The 19105-nt window shown below is 35.0% G+C and carries 15 protein-coding genes; all 15 read left to right on the top strand.

Annotated elements, in window-relative coordinates:
- Positions 1 to 2: 2 nt before the first annotated feature.
- Complete coding sequence (locus BN2144_RS15765; protein WP_033829192.1) at positions 3 to 1697, top strand: proline--tRNA ligase; 1695 nt, start codon at positions 3 to 5, stop codon at positions 1695 to 1697.
- 268 nt (positions 1698 to 1965) lie between these two features.
- Positions 1966 to 6291: a PolC-type DNA polymerase III gene (locus tag BN2144_RS15760; protein WP_033829191.1), complete on the top strand. Its 4326-nt coding sequence runs from the start codon at positions 1966 to 1968 to the stop codon at positions 6289 to 6291.
- A gap of 250 nt (positions 6292 to 6541) precedes the next feature.
- Positions 6542 to 7009 carry a ribosome maturation factor RimP gene (gene rimP, locus BN2144_RS15755; RefSeq protein ID WP_033829190.1) on the top strand — a complete coding sequence of 156 codons (468 nt, stop codon included), beginning with the start codon at positions 6542 to 6544 and terminating at the stop codon, positions 7007 to 7009.
- A gap of 111 nt (positions 7010 to 7120) precedes the next feature.
- Positions 7121 to 8356: a transcription termination factor NusA gene (nusA, locus tag BN2144_RS15750; RefSeq protein WP_082195256.1), complete on the top strand. Its 1236-nt coding sequence runs from the start codon at positions 7121 to 7123 to the stop codon at positions 8354 to 8356.
- Positions 8325 to 8609, top strand: coding sequence for an RNase P modulator RnpM (rnpM, locus tag BN2144_RS15745; RefSeq protein WP_033829189.1), 285 nt, complete (start codon positions 8325 to 8327; stop codon positions 8607 to 8609). Before nusA ends, rnpM begins: the two co-directional genes overlap by 32 nt.
- The gene (locus tag BN2144_RS15740) at positions 8606 to 8908 is read left to right on the top strand and encodes a YlxQ family RNA-binding protein (RefSeq protein WP_033829188.1); all 303 of its coding nucleotides are present in this window, start codon (positions 8606 to 8608) and stop codon (positions 8906 to 8908) included. The genes rnpM and BN2144_RS15740 overlap by 4 nt, the downstream gene beginning before the upstream one ends.
- Before the next feature lie 19 nt (positions 8909 to 8927).
- Positions 8928 to 11249 carry a translation initiation factor IF-2 gene (gene infB / locus BN2144_RS15735; protein ID WP_033829187.1) on the top strand — a complete coding sequence of 774 codons (2322 nt, stop codon included), beginning with the start codon at positions 8928 to 8930 and terminating at the stop codon, positions 11247 to 11249.
- The gene (locus tag BN2144_RS15730; protein ID WP_033829186.1) at positions 11246 to 11524 is read left to right on the top strand and encodes a DUF503 domain-containing protein; all 279 of its coding nucleotides are present in this window, start codon (positions 11246 to 11248) and stop codon (positions 11522 to 11524) included. Before infB ends, BN2144_RS15730 begins: the two co-directional genes overlap by 4 nt.
- Positions 11525 to 11540: 16 nt before the next feature.
- Complete coding sequence (rbfA, locus tag BN2144_RS15725; RefSeq protein WP_033829185.1) at positions 11541 to 11897, top strand: 30S ribosome-binding factor RbfA; 357 nt, start codon at positions 11541 to 11543, stop codon at positions 11895 to 11897.
- 160 nt (positions 11898 to 12057) lie between these two features.
- The gene (truB, locus tag BN2144_RS15720; protein ID WP_033829184.1) at positions 12058 to 12969 is read left to right on the top strand and encodes a tRNA pseudouridine(55) synthase TruB; all 912 of its coding nucleotides are present in this window, start codon (positions 12058 to 12060) and stop codon (positions 12967 to 12969) included.
- 19 nt (positions 12970 to 12988) lie between these two features.
- Positions 12989 to 13933, top strand: coding sequence for a riboflavin biosynthesis protein RibF (gene ribF / locus BN2144_RS15715; protein WP_033829183.1), 945 nt, complete (start codon positions 12989 to 12991; stop codon positions 13931 to 13933).
- 154 nt (positions 13934 to 14087) lie between these two features.
- Complete coding sequence (gene rpsO / locus BN2144_RS15710) at positions 14088 to 14357, top strand: 30S ribosomal protein S15 (protein WP_033829182.1); 270 nt, start codon at positions 14088 to 14090, stop codon at positions 14355 to 14357.
- Positions 14358 to 14501: 144 nt separating this feature from the next.
- A complete protein-coding gene (gene pnp / locus BN2144_RS15705; RefSeq protein WP_033829181.1) occupies positions 14502 to 16607 on the top strand; it encodes a polyribonucleotide nucleotidyltransferase in 2106 nt (701 codons plus the stop codon).
- Positions 16608 to 16792: 185 nt separating this feature from the next.
- A complete protein-coding gene (locus BN2144_RS15700; protein ID WP_033829180.1) occupies positions 16793 to 17779 on the top strand; it encodes a polysaccharide deacetylase family protein in 987 nt (328 codons plus the stop codon).
- Positions 17780 to 17866: 87 nt separating this feature from the next.
- Positions 17867 to 19096 (top strand): M16 family metallopeptidase, encoded by a 1230-nt coding sequence (locus BN2144_RS15695; protein WP_033829179.1) that lies wholly within the window; start codon positions 17867 to 17869, stop codon positions 19094 to 19096.
- The last annotated feature ends 9 nt before the right edge of the window (positions 19097 to 19105 follow it).

Raw genomic sequence — 19105 nt, 5'->3', positions numbered from 1 at the left:
AGATGAAGCAAAGTAACACATTTATACCAACGTTAAGAGAAGTACCAGCAGATGCTGAAATAAAAAGTCATCAATTACTACTACGAGCTGGGTATATCCGTCAAGTAGCAAGTGGAATTTATTCTTATCTGCCACTTGGAAAAAAGGTTCTTCAAAAGATTGAGAATATAGTAAGGGAAGAGATGGATGCCATTGGGGCAGTTGAACTTTTAATGCCGGCCCTTCAACCATCTGAATTGTGGGAAGAGTCGGCTAGATGGTATTCTTATGGACCTGAACTAATGAGAATGAAAGATCGGCATGATCGCTCGTTTGCACTTGGCCCAACTCATGAAGAAGTTATTACAAGTCTAGTACGTGATGAAATAAAATCATATAAACGTTTACCATTAACTTTGTACCAAATACAAACAAAGTTTCGCGATGAAAAGCGGCCTCGATTTGGACTATTGCGGGGAAGAGAATTTGTAATGAAAGATGCCTATTCCTTTCATACTAGTAAAGAAAGTTTAGATGAAACGTATGATAAAATGGTGCAAGCTTATACAAATATTTTTACAAGACTTGGACTTAATTTCCGAGCAGTTATTGCAGATTCGGGTTCAATTGGTGGAAAAGACACGCATGAATTTATGGTCTTATCAGAAATTGGTGAAGATACGATAGCTTATTCGACTCAATCTGATTATGCTGCTAATATTGAAATGGCAGCGGTAGTAACACAATATGAGAAAAAGAATGAACAAGAAAAACCTCTCGAAAAAATTAATACAGGTGAGCATAAAACAATTGAAGATCTAGTTAGCCACTTGCAAATCTCTAAAGAGGATACAATAAAATCTTTACTTTTTGATGTAGATGGTGAAAATGTTCTTGTCCTTGTTCGCGGGGATCATGATGTTAACGATATAAAGGTGAAAAACTTACTTAATGCATCAATTGTAGAACTAGCAAGTCCTGAACAAACGGAAAATGTACTTGGTTGTTCAGTTGGGAATGTTGGTCCAATTGGAATTGAACATGTTAAAATCATTGCCGATTATGCAGTTAAGTCAATCGTTAATGGTGTATGTGGAGCAAATGAAGCAGAAATGCATTATATTAATGTAAATCCTGAACGTGATTTTTCAGTTAATGAATACGCAGATATTCGCTTTATTCAAGAAGGAGATCCTTCACCAGATGGTAAAGGAATGATTGTTTTTGCAAAAGGGATTGAAGTTGGCCATGTATTTAAATTAGGTACGCGATATAGTGAAGCGATGAATGCTGTTATTTTAGATGAAAACGGACGTACCCAAACGATGATTATGGGTTGCTATGGAATAGGTATTTCTAGATTAATTACAGCTGTTGCGGAACAAATGGCCGATGATCGAGGATTAGTATGGCCAACTACTGTCGCACCTTACCATGCTCATGTTATTATTGTAAATACGAAAGATGAAGAACAATGGAAAAACGGTCACAAGTTATATGCAAATTTAAAAAACGCTCGTTATGAAGTTTTATTAGATGATAGGAATGAACGTGCTGGTGTTAAATTTACCGATAGTGATTTAATTGGAATTCCTGTTCGAATTGTAGTCGGTAAAAAAATAAATGAAGGAATTGTAGAAATAAAAGTTAGAAAAACAGGTGAAACGAAAGAAGTGCCTCTTGACCAAATTTTGGAGGAACTGGAAAAACATCTATAAATAAATTGTAATAAGAAAGGTCTGCCATTTATCATTTATGAGCAGACCTTTCTTTAGCTAATAGGAAAGGCTTCAGCAGCATGACATCGCAACCGAAAAAAGCTTTTTCGGCGAACTCTAGTCTCTTTGAATGCCTAGAGGCTTTAGCATCTTGAGTTTTCTTTACTTATCGAACAATAATTCTAATTTTATGTTATAATTGTCACTGCTAGATTTTAAAGTAGTAATAAAGATAACTCGTATCAATTACGGTTACGGGGGGAATAACATGAGTGATATGAAGCTTGGAAAAAAGGAGCGATTTCAGCTTCTTCTACAACAAATGGATATGGTAGAAAATCAGTACTATCCATATTTAAAAAATGGAGAAATTGAAAAATTAATCATCGAGCGAAAATCGCGAAGATGGGAGTTTCATTTTTTACTAGAATCGATTTTACCCTATCAACTATTTGAACAATTTAATGCAAAAATTAAGTCAACATTTCATCATATTGCAGAGATTTCGTTTGTTATTAAAACAAAAGACAAACAATTTACTGATGAGATGATTAAGCAATATTGGAAATATAGCATTAGTCAATTACAAGGGATGTCCCCGGCTCTACTTACTTTACTCCATGAACAAATTCCAAAAGTAAATGGAAACAAAATAGTCATTTCTGCAAGGAATAACACCGAATGCCTTACACTGAAAAGAAAGTATGGAAATCTTATTTTAAATATATATTATCAGTTAGGTTTTCCTACTTTACAATTTGATGTCGAGGAACATACCGAGCATTTAGAAGAATCGTATCAGCAATTCCTTCTTGACAGACAAAAAGAAGATGAGGAACGAGCAAAACAAGCTGTTATTGAAATTCAAAAACGGGATGAAGACGTAACTTCAGATGGTGATGAAGATAATGGCCCTCTTATCATTGGTTATCCAATCCAAGGAGAACAAGATTATCGTACATTGAATGAAATTACCGATGAAGAACGTCGAGTGGTAGTCGAAGGTTATGTCTTTCAATGTGAAACAAAACAACTACGAAGTGGAAGAACGTTACTTGAATTTAAACTCACAGACTATACAAATTCAATTCTCGTAAAAATGTTTTCAAAAGACAATAAGGAAGATGCAGCAAAACTAAATCGATTAAAAAAAGGTATGTGGGTTCGTGTTCGTGGTAATATTCAAAATGATACGTTTGTCCGCGATTTAGTTATGATGGCGAATGATATTAATGAAATTAATGGTAAAGAGCGATATGACAGTGCCCCAGAAAATGAAAAAAGAGTTGAATTACATGCTCACACCCCAATGAGTCAAATGGATGCTGTTACTTCGGCAAGTGATTTAATTAAACAAGCAGCAAAATGGGGTCATAAAGCAATTGCTATTACAGACCATGCCGTTGCACAATCTTTTCCTGAAGCCTTTAACTCGGCAAAAAAGAATGGAATAAAAGTCATTTATGGTGTTGAAGCAAATGTTGTCGATGATGGTGTACCGATTGCCTATAATCCAGCACATCTTCATTTATCTGATGAAACATATGTTGTTTTTGATATTGAAACAACCGGTCTCTCAGCTGTATACAATAAAATTATTGAACTTGCAGCTGTCAAAATAAAAAATGGAGAAGTTATCGATAAATTTGAATCATTTGCAAATCCCCACCACCCGTTATCAGCTTTTACGATTGAGCTAACAGGAATTACTGACGACATGGTAAAGGATGCACCAGAACCAGAGGAAGTATTAGAAAAGTTTTATGAATGGTCTAGAGATTCTATTATCGTTGCTCACAATGCATCATTTGATACAGGTTTTTTAAATGTCGGTTACCAAAAAATTAACCGTGGTAAATTTATCGATCCAACAATCGATACATTAGAACTAGCAAGATTTTTGTATCCAGACATGAAAAATCACCGTCTAAATACACTGGCTAAAAAGTTAAATGTAGAATTAACCCAACATCACCGTGCTATTTATGATGCAGAAGCAACCGGATATATATTAATTAAATTATTAAATGAGGTTTTTGAAAAAGGAATCCAATTTCATGATGAACTAAATGAAGCTGGTAAAAATGAAACAAGTTATAAACGGAGTCGTCCCTTTCATTGTGTTTTACTTGCACAAAATCAAGAAGGTTTAAAAAATCTATTCAAGTTAATTTCACTTTCACATGTGAAATATTTTTACCGAGTTCCGCGAATTCCACGCTCTATTTTACAAACATATCGGGAAGGAATACTAGTCGGATCTGGTTGTGATAAAGGTGAATTATTTGAGGCAGCTCAACAAAAATCTATGGAAGAAGTAGAAGAAATTGCGAAGTTCTATGATTATTTAGAAGTTCATCCAAAACCTATTTACGCTCCATTGCTAGAAATGGATAATGTTCAAAGTGAAAAGCAGCTGGAAGAAACGATACTAAAAATTGTTCGTATTGGAGAAAAGCTAAACATTCCAGTTGTAGCAACAGGTAATGTGCACTACCTACATCCAAGGGATAAAATTTATCGAAAGGTATTAATTAACTCACAAGGTGGAGCAAATCCGTTAAATCGTCATCAATTGCCTGATGTGCATTTTCGCACAACAGATGAAATGTTAGCAGAATTTCAGTTTTTAGGTAAAGAGAAAGCGAAAGAAATTGTTGTAGAAAATCCAAACAAAATTGCAAATATGATTGATGAAATACAAGTTATTAAAGATAAACTATATACACCGAAAATTGAGGGTGCAGAAGAAGAAGTACGTTCTATGAGCTATTCCATGGCTAAAAGAATTTATGGTGAACCATTACCTGATATTATAGAAAAGCGGTTGGAAAAGGAATTAACAAGTATTATTGGTAATGGATTTGCTGTTATCTACTTGATTGCTCATAAGTTAGTAAAGAAATCACTAAGTGACGGTTATCTTGTAGGATCACGTGGTTCGGTTGGTTCTTCTTTTGTCGCAACAATGCTTGAAATTACAGAAGTTAACCCAATGCCGCCACACTATGTTTGCCCTAACTGTAAACATTCTGAATTTATCGCAGATGGATCTGTCGGTAGCGGTTTTGATTTACCAGATAAAAATTGCCCAAGCTGTCATACTCCTTACACAAAAAACGGGCACGATATTCCTTTTGAAACGTTCCTTGGCTTTAAAGGAGATAAAGTCCCAGATATTGATCTAAACTTTTCTGGAGATTATCAACCACGTGCTCATAACTATACAAAAGTGTTATTTGGTGAGGACTATGTTTATCGAGCTGGAACAATTGGTACCGTAGCAGAAAAAACTGCTTATGGTTATGTAAAAGGATATGAAGAAGATAATCAAGTCACATTGCGAGGGGCAGAAAGAGAACGATTGGCGATGGGAATGACAGGTGTTAAACGGACCACTGGGCAACATCCAGGTGGGATTATTGTTATTCCTGACTATATGGATGTATTTGACTTTACACCAATTCAATTCCCTGCAGACGCACAAGATTCTGAATGGAAAACAACACATTTTGATTTCCATTCCATTCACGATAATGTGTTAAAACTAGATATACTAGGACACGATGATCCAACTGTCATACGGATGCTACAAGATTTAAGTGGAATTGATCCAAAGACAATCCCAACTGATGATCCAGAAGTGATGAAGATTTTCCAAAGTCCAGAGCCATTAGGTGTAACGGAAGAACAAATAATGTGTAAAACTGGTACACTTGGGATTCCAGAGTTTGGAACTCGGTTTGTTCGTCAAATGTTAGAAGAAACGAAGCCAACAACTTTTTCTGAGTTACTTCAAATATCTGGTTTATCACACGGAACGGACGTTTGGTTAGGGAATGCACAGGAGTTAATAAATAACGGTACATGCTCCTTAAGTGAATGTATTGGTTGTCGGGATGATATTATGGTGTATTTAATTTATCGTGGACTAGATCCTTCCCATGCATTCAAAATTATGGAATCTGTTCGGAAAGGGAAAGGATTAACTGAGGAGATGGAAGAGGACATGCGGGCTCATGATGTGCCTGAATGGTATATTGATTCTTGTAAAAAGATAAAATATATGTTCCCAAAAGCCCATGCAGCAGCTTACGTATTAATGGCTGTAAGGATAGCCTATTTTAAAGTACATCACCCGATTCTTTACTATGCAACTTACTTCACAGTTCGTGCTGAAGATTTTGATTTAGATGCAATGACAAGTGGCTCGAATGCGATAAGGAAAAGAATTAATGAAATAAATGAAAAAGGGCTTGACGCTTCAACAAAGGAAAAAAGTTTATTGACTGTGCTTGAACTTGCTCTTGAAATGTGTGAACGCGGATTTTTGTTTAAAAAGATTGATTTGTATAAATCAAAAGCTGCGGAATTTGTAATTGATGGTAATTCTCTAATTCCACCTTTTAATTCAATTCCAGGTCTCGGAACAAATGCCGCAATGAATATAGTTAGAGCGCGCGAAGAAGCTGATTTTCTATCGAAAGAAGATCTTCAACAACGTGGAAAAGTATCAAAAACAGTTATCGAGTTTTTGGATATGCATGGATGTCTCGAATCACTCCCTGACCAAAATCAGTTATCACTGTTTTAAGTAGTGATAAGAGGGGATTATTGCAAATTATTTCCGATTATGTTATATTTTTATTGGTAATACTAACTTTAATCTCTTGTATAAAAAGAGTGGGGGGTTCCTCACTCTTTCCTATTTGTATTAGAACTTTTTTTACTGGTACTTCAAGACTAGTTGAAAAAACCACGATTACTAATATGAATGAATAGTAAGACTACATAATTTAGAATCAAAAATATCAATACATACGAACTTCCAAAGGAGGGAAAGTATGAGTAAAGTAATTGAAACGGTTGAACAAATTGCTCTACCAATTGTTACTGAATTAGGTTTAGAAATTGTTGATATTGAGTATGTAAAAGAAGGTAAAAACTGGTTTTTAAGATTATTTATTGATAAAGATTCTGGCGTGGATATTGAGGAATGTGGCATCGTTAGTGAGAGATTAAGTGAAAAACTCGATGAAATTGATCCAATTCCACATAATTATTATTTAGAAGTATCTTCTCCAGGAGCAGAAAGACCATTAAAAAAACAAGTCGATTATGAAAAAGCGATTGGGAAACATGTTTATATAAAAACATATGAACCGATTGATGGGGAAAAAGTGTTTGAAGGGACTTTAAAAAACTTTGATGGTGAAATTGCTACCATTGAAGTACGTGTGAAAACAAGACTTAAAGCGATTGAAATTCCTTATAAAAAAATTGCACAGGCAAGACTTGCTGTAGTCTTTTAAATACTTCATTAACTTATTTAAAACGGTTGTAAATGTAACTTTACTCAGCAGAAATCTCTACTTCTATATGGGGATGAATGCAAAACTAGATATATAAAGGGGGATACCACGATGAGCAATGAACTTTTAGATGCCTTGGATCGGCTAGAAAAAGAAAAAGGAATATCACGTAATGTCATTGTAGAAGCAATCGAAGCAGCACTTGTTTCAGCATATAAAAGAAATTTTAATCAAGCACAAAATGTACGTACTGATTTTAATTTACAAACGGGAACAATGCATGTTTTTGCAAGGAAAGAAGTTGTTGATGAAGTATTTGATTCACGCTTAGAAATTTCAATCGAAGAAGCTAGAAAAATTAATCCGAATTATGAAATAGGGGATATTGTTGAGATTGAGGTTACTCCTAAAGATTTCGGACGGATTGCAGCTCAAACTGCAAAACAAGTTGTTACTCAACGCGTTCGGGAAGCTGAGCGTGGAATTATTTATGAGGAATTTGTAGATCGCGAAAATGACATTATGACTGGTATTGTTCAAAGGAAAGATAATCGTTTCGTATATGTTAGTTTAGGTAAAACAGAAGCATTTCTTCCAACTCATGAACAGATGCCGAGCGATCGTTATAATCATAATGACAGAATTAAAGTTTATATTACAAAGGTCGAAAAAACGACAAAAGGACCGCAAATTTTTATTTCTCGTTCACATCCAAACTTGTTAAAAAGATTGTTTGAACTTGAAGTACCAGAAATTTTTGAAGGAATTGTTGAAATTAAGTCTGTTGCTAGAGAAGCAGGTGACAGATCGAAAATATCGGTATACTCCGATAACATGGATGTTGATCCTGTTGGTTCCTGTGTTGGTCCTAAAGGTGCAAGAGTGCAGGCGGTTGTAGATGAATTAAATGGGGAAAAAATTGACATTGTAAAATACTCTAAAGACCCAGTTGAGTTTGTAGCAAACGCACTTAGTCCTTCTAAAGTTTTAGATGTTATTGTTAATGAAGAAGAAAAATCAACTGTTGTCGTTGTTCCTGATTATCAGTTATCATTAGCTATTGGCAAACGTGGACAAAATGCTCGTCTTGCCGCTAAATTAACAAATTGGAAAATTGATATAAAAAGTGAAACGGATGCAAGACAATTAGGCATCTATCCAAGAGAAGAACCATTATTTTCACCTGATTTTCATTTCGAAGAAAATAGAGAATTTGAATTTGAACAAACAGTGGAGGAGGAACATCCGATTGAAACTACTGGGGATGTTCATGACTCATTAGCCGAACATATAGAGAATGAAGAGGTGATGGAACATGAACAAACCAAGAAAGATTCCAATGCGTAAATGTGTAGCTACTGGGGAAATGTTTCCAAAAAAGGAGCTACTTCGAATTGTACGCTCCAAAGAAGGAGAAGTTTCTATCGATCCTACTGGTAAGAAAAATGGACGTGGTGCCTATCTTTCGAAAAATAAAGAGGCAATCCTACTAGCCAAAAAGAAAAATAGTTTAAAACAACATCTGGAAGCAAATATAGATGAAGAATTTTACGATGAAATTTTGGCATTTGTTGAAAAGGAGAACACTAGTAATTCATGAAACAAGAAAAGTGGTTATCACTACTCGGTTTAGCAAATCGAGCTGGAAAAATTGTTACTGGAGAAGAACTAGTTGTTAGAGAAATACAACGAAAGCGAGTAAAACTTGTTCTTTTGTCACATGATGCTTCTTTTAATACAAAGAAAAAAATAAATGATAAGGCAAGTTATTATCATGTTCCTGTAAAAGAAGTAGCTGACCGCTTTACGTTAGGAAATGCCATTGGAAAAGAGGCACGTGTGGTTATTGCTGTAACAGATAAAGGTTTTTCCGATAAGTTGCAAAGTGAGCTCGATTAATTTTAATGGGGGTGAAACAATGACGAGAATGCGTGTGTATGAATATGCGAAGAAAAATAATGTAACAAGTAAGGTCGTTATTGAGAAACTAAAAGAAATGAATGTTGATGTATCAAATCATATGACGACAATTGAACCGTCCGTCATAAAAAAATTAGATGAAACATTTGGGAAAGGAAATCAACAGGCGAAAGAGAAAAATATGACTGATAATACAAATAAAAAGCAAGCAAATAAAACGAAACAACATACAAGGGAAAGCAAGGAAAATAAAACGTCTAATAGCAATCTATCTAATAAAAGTCGTTCTTCCAATCAAGGTAAAACAATTGAGTCGAAAGTTACTCCATCAACAAAGAAAATCAATCCGAAAGCTGTCGTAGATGAAGAACTTGAAGATGTTGTAGTACCGAATAAAGTAAAAGTAAAAACCGCACCAAAAGCAAAAGAAGGCAAGAAATACGATCAAGAATTTAAATCTAAGGAAAATAAAGCTTTTAATCGTAACAAAAACAAAGGAAGATCAAATCAAAAAAGAAAATTCCAACAACCTACACAACCGCAACCTGTAAAGAAAGAAAAGGAACTACCTAAAAAGATTACTTATACTGATTCATTGACTGTAAGTGAACTTGCAAAAAAACTGCATCGTGAACCATCGGAAATAATTAAAAAATTATTTATGCTCGGTGTGATTGCTACAATTAACCAAGAACTAGATAAAGATGCAATTGAGCTAATTGCAGGTGAATATGGAGTCGAGGTAGAGGAAAAAGTAAGTATTGATATTTCTGATTTAGATTCTTTTATTTCCGAAGATAAACAAGAAAATCTATCTGAAAGACCTCCTGTTGTAACAATAATGGGTCATGTTGACCATGGGAAAACGACTTTGCTTGATTCAATTCGGAATTCTAAAGTTACACAAGGAGAAGCTGGGGGAATAACTCAACATATTGGTGCTTATCAAGTTGAAGTGAATAATAAAAAAATTACATTTTTAGATACACCAGGGCACGCCGCATTTACTACGATGAGAGCTCGTGGGGCACAAATTACAGACATAACCATTTTAGTTGTAGCAGCAGATGATGGTGTTATGCCTCAAACTGTTGAAGCCATAAATCACGCAAAAGCTGCGGAAGTCCCTATAATTGTTGCAATCAACAAAATTGATAAACCAACTGCCAACCCAGAACGTGTTATGCAGGAGTTAACTGAGTACGGTTTAATTGCAGAAGATTGGGGTGGAGATACGATCTTTGTTCCTATTTCTGCATTATCAGGCGAAGGAATTGATCAATTGTTAGAAATGGTTCTCCTCGTTAGTGAGGTAGAAGAGTTAAAGGCCAATCCAGAACGGAAAGCTTACGGAACAGTTATTGAAGCAAAACTTGATAAAGGTCGAGGCTCTGTTGCGACACTACTTGTCCAAAATGGAACATTAAAAATAGGTGATCCGATTGTTGTTGGCAATACACATGGTCGAGTTCGTGCTATGGTTAATGATCGTGGACGGCGTGTTAAAGAGGCAGGACCATCTACACCTGTTGAAATTACAGGCTTAAATGAGGTGCCACAAGCAGGTGATCAATTTGTTGTATTTGATGATGAGAAAACTGCCCGCCAAGTAGGTGAAGCTCGAAGTCAAAAGGCATTACAAGAAACACGAAATGAAACAGCAAGAGTTAGTCTTGACAGTTTATTTGAACAAATGAGACAAGGCGAGTTAAAAGAACTTAACATTATAGTTAAAGCTGATGTACAAGGTTCAGCTGAAGCGATGGTTGCCTCTCTACAAAAAATTGATGTAGAAGGTGTTAAAATTAACATTATCCATACTGGTGTAGGTGCTATAACTGAATCTGATATTATTTTAGCAACAGCTTCTAATGCGATTATTGTTGGTTTCAATGTCCGTCCTAACCCAAATGCAAAACGAATGGCTGATGCTGAAAAAGTTGACCTACGCTTGCATCGAATTATTTATAAGGTCATCGAAGAAATCGAACAAGCGATGAAAGGTTTATTGGATCCAGAGTTTCAAGAAAAAGTAATCGGTCAAGCGGAAGTTAGAACGACATTCAAAGTATCCAGAATCGGTACGATTGCTGGTTCTTATGTAACCGATGGAAAAGTGACGAGGGACAGTCAAATACGTTTAATTAGAAACGGAATCGTTATTTTCGAAGGTGAAATTGATACATTAAAACGTTTTAAAGATGATGTTAAAGAAGTCAACCAAGGTTACGAGTGTGGTATTACGATCAAGAACTTTAATGATATTAAAGAAGGCGACATCATTGAGGCGTTTATTATGGAGGAAATTGCACCGAAATGATTCTATCTGTTGAAGTCGAATGTATCATTTATGATGTACAGTCGCTAAAAGAAAAACGGTCTGTTTTAAAACGAATCATTACTAGGATACAAAACAGATTTAATGTTGCAATTGCTGAAGTGGACTATCAAGATGTGTGGCAACGCACAAAAATTGCAATTGTTACTGTTTCTTCAACAAAAATTATCGCGGAACAAGTAGTGCAGCAGGCTTTATCATTAATCGATTCATTTCCGGATATAGAAAGAACAAAAACAGTTACAGAATGGCTTTAATCTAGAGGTGATGAACTTGAGTATACGTGCCAAACAAGTCGGGGAACAAATGAAAAAAGAATTGAGTGACATTATTAGTCGTAAAATTAAAGATCCGCGGGTTGGGTTTGTTACAGTTACAGACGTAGAAGTAACGGGTGACTTACAACAGGCTAAAGTTTTTATTTCTGTATTAGGGGATGAAAAACAGAAAGAGGATTCGCTTATTGGCTTAACGAAGGCTAAAGGGTTTATTCGTTCAGAAATTGGGCGTCGCATTCGATTAAGAAAGACTCCTGAAATATTGTTTGAATTTGATGAGTCTATCGATTATGGAAATAGAATTGAAACATTACTCCATCAACTCCATAAAGACGAATTACCAGGAGAATAAACAAAACTCAACCTAAACAAATAAGGGGTCATCCTTAACGTTATTACTAGTGGTTGTCTATAATAAGAGATAAAGTTAACGTCTCTTATTTTATAGATAAAGCTGGATAGAACGAGGGTGACCCCTTTTAAATATCGAAAATGAAAGCAAGGGTGATTACATGAATGGCATTATTCCATTATGGAAACCAGCAGGAATGACTTCACACGATTGTGTAATGAAAGTAAGAAAGTTGTTAAAAACAAAAAAAGTTGGTCATACTGGAACGCTAGATCCTAATGTAACAGGAGTCCTTCCTATTTGTGTAGGGGAGGCAACTAAAGTGGTACAATATATAACAGATGTTGGTAAAAGCTATCAGGCAGAGGTGACAATTGGAATATCAACAACGACAGAGGATAGCGATGGGGATATTGTTGAAAAAAAGTCTATAAATAAATCGATTAGTCGTCAAGAAATACAGTCTGCTTTAAAACAATTGCAAGGAGAAACTGTTCAAACGCCTCCAATGTATTCTGCAGTAAAAGTAAAAGGGAAACGATTGTATGAATATGCTCGAGAAGGAATTACAATAGAAAGACCAAGCAGAACAGTGACAATTTATGATATAAAATTACTTGATACGAAAGAAAGTTATGAAGGCGATGTCATTAAATTCAATATTGAAGTGCACTGTAGTAAAGGGACATATATACGGACACTTGCCGTCATGATTGGAGAATTACTTGGATATCCAGCCCATATGTCACGACTAGTAAGAACCTCCTCAGGTGGCATTCAAAAAAGAGATTGTGTTACATTTGATGTGATTGAAGATGCTGTAAAAAACTCCACAACACAGAAAATTTTCCTCTCAATTGAGGAAGTATTAAAACAATTGCCGAAATATGAAATTCATGATACATTAGCAAGTAGAGTTAAAAATGGTGCTGTCGTATCAATACCAGAGTACTTGAATGCATATAAGGGTCCTATCGCTGTATATGAAGATGGAAAAATTTTAGCAATTTATAGACACCACCCAACAAAGCCAGGGTTAATGAAACCTGATCGGGTTTTCGTAGGGAATTGAATGAAAGGTGAGTTTTTCAGTGGAAGTAATTCGTCTAGAAACAACAAACAAGTTAAAAAATATAGAATTAACAACACCACTTTCGCTTGCGATTGGTTATTTTGATGGAGTTCATATTGGGCATCAGAAAGTGATGGAACAAGCACGATTGAAGGCGAAAGAACAAAGTTATAAAAGTGCTGTCATGACTTTTGATCCTTCTCCTAAAGCAGTTCTTGGAAATAATCCTAATGAAGTTAAATATATTACTTTGTTAGAAGATAAGGTGAAACTAATTGAGAATTTAGGCTTTGATTATTTATTTATTGTTCCATTTACAAAAGAGCTATCTAGCCTTTCTCCTGAAGAGTTTATCGAATCATACATTATAAAGTTAAATGTAAAGCATCTTGTAGCGGGTTTTGATTATACATTTGGTAAATTTGGTAAAGGCACAATGGACCAGATGGACCAGTATAGTAATGGAAGATTTACACATCAAACAATAAATAAAGTGGCAAAAAATGAAGAAAAAATTAGTTCTACGCTCATCCGTGCTTTAATTGGAGAAGGAAAGGTTCAAGATGTAAAAGAGTATTTAGGACGTTATTATATGGTTAATGGTTTTGTCATTCATGGCCAAAAACGAGGAAAGAAACTTGGATTTCCAACAGCAAATCTTAAAGTCGATGACCGCTATATTCTTCCTAAAAACGGTGTTTATATTGTACGTCTTTTAGTGGACGGTCGTTGGGAAAATGGAGTCGCTAGTATAGGATACAACCCAACTTTCAATAATGAAGAAAATTTACGGTTTATTGAAGTACATTTACTTAATTTTAATAAAGATATATATGGTAAACCAATTGTTTTAGAATGGCGAAAATACTTAAGAAACGAACTTAAATTTACTCAAATATCAGATTTAATCGACCAAATTGGCATGGATAAGCAAGAAGCAATCAATTACTTTGAAAATGAATAAAATAAAAAATAGTCGTCGATAATTAGTATGAGTACTTGCATTTTATTAGAAAAAGTAGTATTCTAAATACCGTATGAAATGAACCTTTTCTTGGCATGTCGACTCTCCGACGCTTGCTCAGTAAAGGGGATTAATAAATTTGGAGGTGTAATAAATGGCATTAACACAAGAACGAAAAAACGAACTTATTGCTGAATTCAAAACTCATGAAAATGATACGGGTTCACCAGAAGTGCAAATCGCTATTTTAACTGAAAAGATTAATATGTTGAATGAGCACTTAAAAACACATAAGAAAGACCACCATTCACGTCGTGGACTAATGAAAATGGTTGGTAAACGTCGTAATCTTTTAGCATACTTACGTAATAAAGATGTACAACGCTATCGTGAGTTAATTACTAAATTAGGTTTACGTCGATAAGAAAAAGCGGGGGATTTTTCCCGCTTTTTTATTAGCATTTACTTGTTTTTTAATCATGATTGTTCCAAAAAGTGTCGTTTATGACTCAGTTTCTTCTTGCTAATAATACATAACAAGATTTAAAAAAATGAAAGGAGTTCATTTATGGAAAATGAAAAACATACATTCTCCTTCGAGTGGGCAGGTAGACCGTTAACAATTGAAATTGGCCAATTGGCTAAACAAGCAAATGGATCTTGCCTAGTGCGTTACGGAGAAAGTGCTGTTCTATGTACAGCAACGGCGTCTAAAGAACCAAAAGCTGTTGATTTTTTCCCATTAACAGTCAATTATGAGGAACGTTTATATGCAGCTGGAAAAATACCTGGTGGATTTATTAAAAGAGAGGGTAGACCGAGTGAACATGCGACTCTATCTAGTCGGTTAATTGATCGTCCGATTCGTCCACTTTTTCCTGATGGTTTTCGAAATGAGGTACAAGTAGTAAGTATGGTTATGAGTGTTGACCAAGATTGTTCTACAGAATTAGCAGCAATGGTTGGATCATCCATCGCTCTATCCGCATCTGATATTCCGTTTCAAGGACCTATTGCTGGGGTTATTGTCGGACGTATCGATGGTCAATTTGTAATTAATCCGACAGTTGAACAATCAGAAAATAGCGATATCCATTTAACTGTTGCAGGAACGAAAGATGCAATTAATATGGTTGAAGCTGGTGCTGATGAAGTTCCAGAAGAAGTTATGTTAGAAGCTATTATGTTCGGACATGAAGAAATTAAACGATTAATTGAATTCCAAGAACAAATTGTTGCAGCGATCGGAAAAGAAAAGATGGAAGTCGTCTTAGCTGAAATCGATTCAAATATAGAATCTGAAGTACGGGAACTTTGTGAAAAAGAACTAATTGAAGCTATACAAGTTCCAGAGAAGCATGCAAGGGAAGATGCAATTGAAGGAGTTAAAAATGAGGTTTTAGCTAAATATGAAAATGATGAGGCCGATGAAGTTACATTAAAACAAGTTAAGGCTGTTTTGGACAAGCTCGTTAAAGAAGAGGTTAGACGATTAATTACTGTTGACAAGATTCGTCCAGATGGTCGTAAAATTGATGAAATTAGACCTCTATCATCCGCTATTGGCTTGTTACCTCGAGCACACGGGTCAGGATTATTTACTCGTGGTCAAACACAAGCTTTAAGTGTCTGTACTTTAGGTGCCTTAGGTGATGTGCAAGTATTGGATGGACTTGGTCTTGAAGAATCAAAAAGATTTATGCATCACTATAATTTCCCACCATTTTCCGTTGGAGAAACAGGACGAATGGGTGCACCAGGTCGTCGAGAAATTGGACATGGTGCGTTAGGTGAAAGAGCACTAGAACCTGTTATACCATCTGAAAAAGAATTTCCATATACAATTCGACTTGTTTCCGAAGTATTAGAGTCAAACGGTTCATCTTCTCAAGCAAGTATTTGTGGTTCAACATTGGCTTTAATGGATGCTGGTGTACCAATAAAAGCACCAGTTGCTGGAATTGCTATGGGCCTTGTTAAATCCGGAGACCATTATACAATTCTTACGGATATTCAAGGGATGGAAGACCATCTAGGAGACATGGATTTTAAAGTGGCGGGAACTGCTAACGGGGTCACTGCGCTTCAAATGGACATAAAAATTGACGGTCTCTCACGTGAAATTCTTGAAGAAGCTTTATATCAAGCAAAAAAAGGCCGTATGCAAATTTTAGAGCATATGCTTTCAACGATAAGTGAACCTCGAAATGATTTATCAAAATTTGCACCAAAAATAGTTTCTATGCATATCAATCCTGAAAAAATCGGTGATGTTATAGGACCAAGCGGTAAACAAGTAAAGAAAATCATCGAAGAAACTGGTGTAAAAATTGATATTGAACAAGATGGTACTGTGTACATTTCTTCAGCTGATCAAGAAATGAATGAAAAGGCACAAAAAATCATTGAAAATCTCGTTCGAGAAGTAGAAGTAGGACAAATTTATCTTGGTAAGGTAAAACGGATTGAAAAATTCGGAGCATTTGTCGAAATATTTAATGGTAAAGATGGATTAGTTCATATCTCAGAGCTTGCCGAAGAACGTGTAGGTAAAGTTGAGGATGTTGTGAAAGTTGGCGATGAAATCCTCGTAAAAGTAACTGAAATTGATAAACAAGGAAGAGTTAACTTATCGCGTAAAGCAGTCTTAAAAGAGCAAAAAGAAAATCAGTAAAATTAAACATATTCAAAGCAAAAAAAATTGATTTGTCAATAATATCTTGCTTTGAATATACAGATAAACTGGACTTTCTCAAATAGAGTAGGTCCATTTTTCATTTCTTTGTATATCAATTTATATCATGATTTCCGTTCTACCTTGTCCAATCCACTCATACGATTGGATAGGGGGGATAAAGTATGGGAAAGTTTACTTATCAAAAGATATCGACATTATTCATGATTGGTTTATTTGCTGTTTTAATTGTAAAAAATCCATTATCTGATGCATATGTTGAAAAATTACGTTCTGATGCAGTTCCAGTAGCCGCTATGAAAGACAATCTGCTAATGGAAATAGAAGAAAAGTCTAATGAGTATGAAATAGATGCACAGGATGCAAAGATAGATAAGGTTTGGAAGAAAATGCCAGGATATAATGGTATTAAAGTTGATATAGATGCCTCCTATGATAAAATGAAAAAGGATGGCGTATTTGATGAAAATAAACTCATCTTTAAACAAATATCTCCAAGAGTTCACTTGAAAGACCTTCCACCTGCACCTATTTATCGTGGTCATCCTGATAAACCTATGGTAGCGTTGACGATTAATGTTGCTTGGGGAAATGAATATTTGTCTTCGATATTAGCCACTTTAAAAAAATATAATATTCATGCAACCTTCTTTATTGAAGGACGTTGGGCAAAGGAAAATCCTGATTTGGTAAAAATGATTCATGATGGTGGTCATGAGATTGGTAACCACTCATATAGCCATCCAGACATGAAAAATACAAGTTCAGAAAATATAAAGAAGGAATTATCATCAACAAATGAAATCATTCATGCAACAATAGGAAAATCACCTAATCTTTTTGCACCACCAAGTGGTAGTTTTCGTGAAGAAGTTGTACAGATTGCCGCAGAAATGGATATGCAAACAATCATGTGGACAGTTGATACGATTGATTGGAAAAATCCGACTGTCACTACATTATTACAAAGGGTTTTAAAGCAAATACATAATGGTGCAATAATATTGGCCCATCCGACACGAGCTACAGATAATTCTCTAGATAAATTATTAAGTGAATTGACTAATAGAGGATATAAAGTAAGCACTGTATCCAATTTATTGGACGAAAAGAGAATAGTAAATCGCAAAGAGCAAGAAAAAGGGAATTAAAGAAGGTTTTTATGACAAAAATTGTTTAATCTAATAATTACTGCGCATTATAATGTATAGGAAAAGACAGAATTGGAGGAACACTACTTGATAAAAAAATATACATGTCCAAATGGCGTTCGTATAATACTGGAAGAAATATCAACCGTACGATCGGTTGCAATTGGAATTTGGGTAAAAACGGGTTCAAGACATGAAACTCCAGAATTAAATGGGATATCTCACTTCTTAGAACATATGTTTTTTAAAGGTACAAAAACAAAAACAGCTCAAGATATTGCTGAAACATTTGATCGAATCGGTGGACAAGTTAATGCGTTCACTTCAAAAGAGTATACTTGTTACTACGCGAAAGTACTCGATACACATTCGAAAGATGCGTTGGATGCATTAGCCGATATGTTTTTTAATTCGATTTTTGATGAAGATGAAATCGTTAAAGAAAAAGGTGTCGTTTTAGAAGAAATAAAAATGTATGAAGATACGCCAGATGATATTGTTCACGACTTATTAAGTAAGGCTATATACGAAAACCATCCGCTTGGTTATCCAATTTTAGGAACAGAAGAAACCCTCAATACATTTACTGGTGATACATTAAGAAAATATATGCATAATACGTATACGCCAGAAAATGTTGTTATTTCAATTGCAGGAAATATTCAGGAAGATTTTATAAAAGAAGTAGAACAACATTTTGGAAAATATGAAGGTGGAAAAGAAGAAGTTCGTATTAATAGTCCATCTTTTCATGAGCATAAAATTACCCGAAAGAAAGATACAGAGCAAGCACACTTATGTCTAGGATATACTGGTTTACCAGTTGGACATAAAGATATTTACTCGTTAATTATCGCAAACAATATTCTTGGTGGAAGTATGAGTAGTCGTCTTTTTCAAGAAGTACGTGAAAAAAGGGGGCTAGCATACTCTGTATACTCATATCATACTTCTTATGAGGATAGTGGCTACATTGCCATTTATGGTGGAACAGCTGCTAAACAATTACATGTTTTATATGAAACAATATTAGAAACTGTTTCAACTTTAGTTAAGGAAGGAATTACTGATAAAGAGCTAGTAAATAGTAAAGAACAATTGAAGGGTAATTTGATGCTTGGACTTGAAGGTACGAACAGTAGAATGAGTAGAAATGGAAAAAACGAACTACTCTTACAAAAGCATCAAACACTTGATGAGATTATCGACTTAATTGATGCAGTGGAAAAAGATAAAGTGAATGAAATGTTACATGAGATTTTTCTAGAAGAATGCTCAATAGCTCTAATCAGTCCAGATGGAAAGTTACCAAACTAATTGACAAAT

The sequence above is a fragment of the Bacillus andreraoultii genome (genome assembly GCF_001244735.1).
Classification (GTDB): domain Bacteria; phylum Bacillota; class Bacilli; order Bacillales; family Caldibacillaceae; genus Caldifermentibacillus; species Caldifermentibacillus andreraoultii.
Note: the sequence above shows the minus strand (reverse complement) of the source record. Positions and strands in the feature narration are given on the sequence as shown.

Excerpts from the sequence above, each read along its gene's own strand:
- BN2144_RS15765 (WP_033829192.1), top strand. The coding sequence starts at position 3 with ATGAAGCAAAGTAACACATTTATACCAACGTTAAGAGAAGTACCAGCA.
- BN2144_RS15760 (WP_033829191.1), top strand. The coding sequence starts at position 1,966 with ATGAGTGATATGAAGCTTGGAAAAAAGGAGCGATTTCAGCTTCTTCTA.
- rimP (WP_033829190.1), top strand. The coding sequence starts at position 6,542 with ATGAGTAAAGTAATTGAAACGGTTGAACAAATTGCTCTACCAATTGTT.
- nusA (WP_082195256.1), top strand. The coding sequence starts at position 7,121 with ATGAGCAATGAACTTTTAGATGCCTTGGATCGGCTAGAAAAAGAAAAA.
- rnpM (WP_033829189.1), top strand. The coding sequence starts at position 8,325 with ATGAACAAACCAAGAAAGATTCCAATGCGTAAATGTGTAGCTACTGGG.
- BN2144_RS15740 (WP_033829188.1), top strand. The coding sequence starts at position 8,606 with ATGAAACAAGAAAAGTGGTTATCACTACTCGGTTTAGCAAATCGAGCT.
- infB (WP_033829187.1), top strand. The coding sequence starts at position 8,928 with ATGACGAGAATGCGTGTGTATGAATATGCGAAGAAAAATAATGTAACA.
- BN2144_RS15730 (WP_033829186.1), top strand. The coding sequence starts at position 11,246 with ATGATTCTATCTGTTGAAGTCGAATGTATCATTTATGATGTACAGTCG.
- truB (WP_033829184.1), top strand. The coding sequence starts at position 12,058 with ATGAATGGCATTATTCCATTATGGAAACCAGCAGGAATGACTTCACAC.
- rpsO (WP_033829182.1), top strand. The coding sequence starts at position 14,088 with ATGGCATTAACACAAGAACGAAAAAACGAACTTATTGCTGAATTCAAA.
- pnp (WP_033829181.1), top strand. The coding sequence starts at position 14,502 with ATGGAAAATGAAAAACATACATTCTCCTTCGAGTGGGCAGGTAGACCG.
- BN2144_RS15700 (WP_033829180.1), top strand. The coding sequence starts at position 16,793 with ATGGGAAAGTTTACTTATCAAAAGATATCGACATTATTCATGATTGGT.